The organism is Amycolatopsis sp. NPDC059657 (assembly GCF_042734395.1).
Lineage (GTDB): Bacteria > Actinomycetota > Actinomycetes > Mycobacteriales > Pseudonocardiaceae > Amycolatopsis.
This window is the reverse complement of the sequence record NZ_JBHWEB010000263.1, coordinates 1-2,024: the sequence shown is the minus strand read 5'-3', so window position 1 is coordinate 2,024 and position 2,024 is coordinate 1. Positions and strand designations below refer to the sequence as shown.

The window sequence follows — 2,024 nt, the reverse complement described above, 5'->3', positions numbered from 1 at the left end:
CCCACCACACGGTGGGTGGCGCGGTCCGGCGCCCCTCCCCCCCGCCCACCACCCCCACACGACCCCTTATCTCTCCCAGCGTGCGCAACTGCTCCCCCAGGCAAGGGGCACCCCCGCGCAGCGCCGGGGTACCCCAGGCGTGAGTCGACCCCGTCTGAGCAGGCGAAATGCCGCCCCGCTAGCGCTCAGGCCGACCCCGGCCGAGCGGCTCGAAGCGGACTAGGGGCAGGAGCGGCGAGCCCTTAAACAGACGTTTGTTTACCCCTAAAAGGCCCTCTAGGAGGTGACGCAGACCACATCGCGGCCAGAAACTGTCGGTGGGACGAAGTTCAATGAAACAGACAGTGGAAGGACCGAGACGATGACTCTCAACAACCGCGAAAGGGCCACCCTCACCGCCGTCGCCACCGGGCACGCGGAGATGACCTGCAGCTGCGTTCCCGACCTGTTCGTCGACGGGCTGGCCTGCTGCGACCAGTACACCGCGCACCGGCTGGCCGATCTGGGCTACCTGGCACCCGCACGCGACGGCAGACGAGGCGAGCGCGTTCCCGCGCTGCTGACCCAGGCAGGCGCGAACGCACTGGGCATCGAGTTCGCCGACGAGCTGGCGCTGGCCGCCTGAGCAGCGGGGAGACGATCATGGCTTTCTTCGCACGCCTCAAGGAACTGGTGGCCGCACTGTTCAGCGAGCCAGGCCCGGAGATCCCGGCGCAGGATCGCGGCATCCACCGTGAGCAGCTGCTCGAAGACGTACTCGGCTAACCCAGCCAGTCCTCACCGATCTCTTCGGCGGTCGCGGCCCCACCGGTCAGATCCGCCAGCCAAGCTCGGAACCCGTCGAGCTCACCAGCCTTCACCCCGACCTCGAACCGGGCCGCCTCCTCGTAGCGGATGCCGCTGAGCAGGTACTTCGAAGCCCGCAGGTCGCTCTCGAACCTCCCGGCAGGCCCATAGTCCATGGTCACCGCCACCAGATTCAGCCGCTGATACTCACGCACCCCCAGCACGTCGGCCGCTTCGGCGACAGCCTGGCTGTATGCCCTGATGAGCCCGCCGGCGCCCAGCAGCACCCCGCCGAAGTAGCGGGTGACGACCGCGACGGTGTCGGTCAGCTCTCTCCGTTTCAGCACTTCCAGCATCGGCATGCCCGCGGTACCGGCCGGCTCGCCGTCGTCGCTGGACCTCGCGGTCCGCCCGTCCGGCCCGAGCACGAACGCGTGGCAGTGATGTCTCGCGTCGGGACCCGCCTTGCGGCGCTCGGCGATGACCGCGCGTGCCGCGTCCACCGAATCGACCGGCGCCAGCGCGCAGATGAACCGGGAGCGCTTGATCTCGATCTCGTGCTCGCCCGCTCGGGCGATGGTCAGGTACCGGTCGGCCACCGGCCGAGCCTTCCACAACGCCTAATATCGCGCCGTGGACATCATGCTCTTCCATTCGGCCTACGGGCTGCGGCCCGCGGTGCACGCGGCGGCCGACCGGCTCCGCGCGGCCGGGCACCAGGTGCACGTGCCGGACCTCTACGACGGCCGGACCACCGACACGGTCGAAGACGGAATGAAGATCAAGGACGAGATCGGCACCGACGAACTGCTGCGCCGCGCGATCCGCGCCTCCGCGCCGCATTCCTCGGGCGGGCTGGTCTACGCGGGCTTCTCGCTGGGCGCCGCGCTCGCCCAGAACCTCGCGCTCAACGACGAGAAGGCCCGCGGGCTCCTGCTGCTGCACGGCACCTCGGACATCGCCGACGACGCCGCGGTCGACGACCTCCCCGTCCAGCTGCATGTCGCCGACCCGGATCTGTTCGAGCCGGACGACTGGCAGAACGTGTGGTACCGCCAGATCCGCGCGGCAGGCGCCGACGTCGAGGTGTTCCGGTACCCGGGCGCCGGGCACGTCTACACCGACCCGGAGCTCCCGGACTACGACCCCGAGGCCGCCGAGAAGACCTGGCGGATCGCGCTGGGGTTCATCGAGTCGCTCTAGCACTGGGGTCGTGAGTGGTACGGCCGGTTCTAACC

General features: G+C 69.4%; 4 protein-coding genes. 3 read left to right on the top strand and 1 reads right to left on the bottom strand.

Annotated elements, in window-relative coordinates:
* Positions 1 to 361: 361 nt before the first annotated feature.
* Together ACFV15_RS48110 and ACFV15_RS48105 are read left to right on the top strand one after the other, a co-directional pair.
* Positions 362 to 625, top strand: coding sequence for a hypothetical protein (locus ACFV15_RS48110; RefSeq protein ID WP_370947547.1), 264 nt, complete (start codon positions 362 to 364; stop codon positions 623 to 625).
* 17 nt (positions 626 to 642) lie between these two features.
* Entirely contained in the window at positions 643 to 765 is a 123-nt protein-coding gene (locus ACFV15_RS48105) for a hypothetical protein (protein ID WP_378360227.1), read from the top strand.
* Here the strand turns inward: ACFV15_RS48105 and ACFV15_RS48100 are convergent.
* Positions 762 to 1,385 carry a YigZ family protein gene (locus ACFV15_RS48100; protein WP_378360225.1) on the bottom strand — a complete coding sequence of 208 codons (624 nt, stop codon included), beginning with the start codon at positions 1,383 to 1,385 and terminating at the stop codon, positions 762 to 764. The two genes, ACFV15_RS48105 and ACFV15_RS48100, sit on opposite strands and share 4 nt — an antisense overlap.
* A gap of 43 nt (positions 1,386 to 1,428) precedes the next feature.
* Here ACFV15_RS48100 and ACFV15_RS48095 point away from each other — a divergent pair, with 43 nt between their 5' ends.
* A complete protein-coding gene (locus ACFV15_RS48095; protein WP_378360229.1) occupies positions 1,429 to 1,989 on the top strand; it encodes a dienelactone hydrolase family protein in 561 nt (186 codons plus the stop codon).
* Positions 1,990 to 2,024 lie beyond the last annotated feature (35 nt).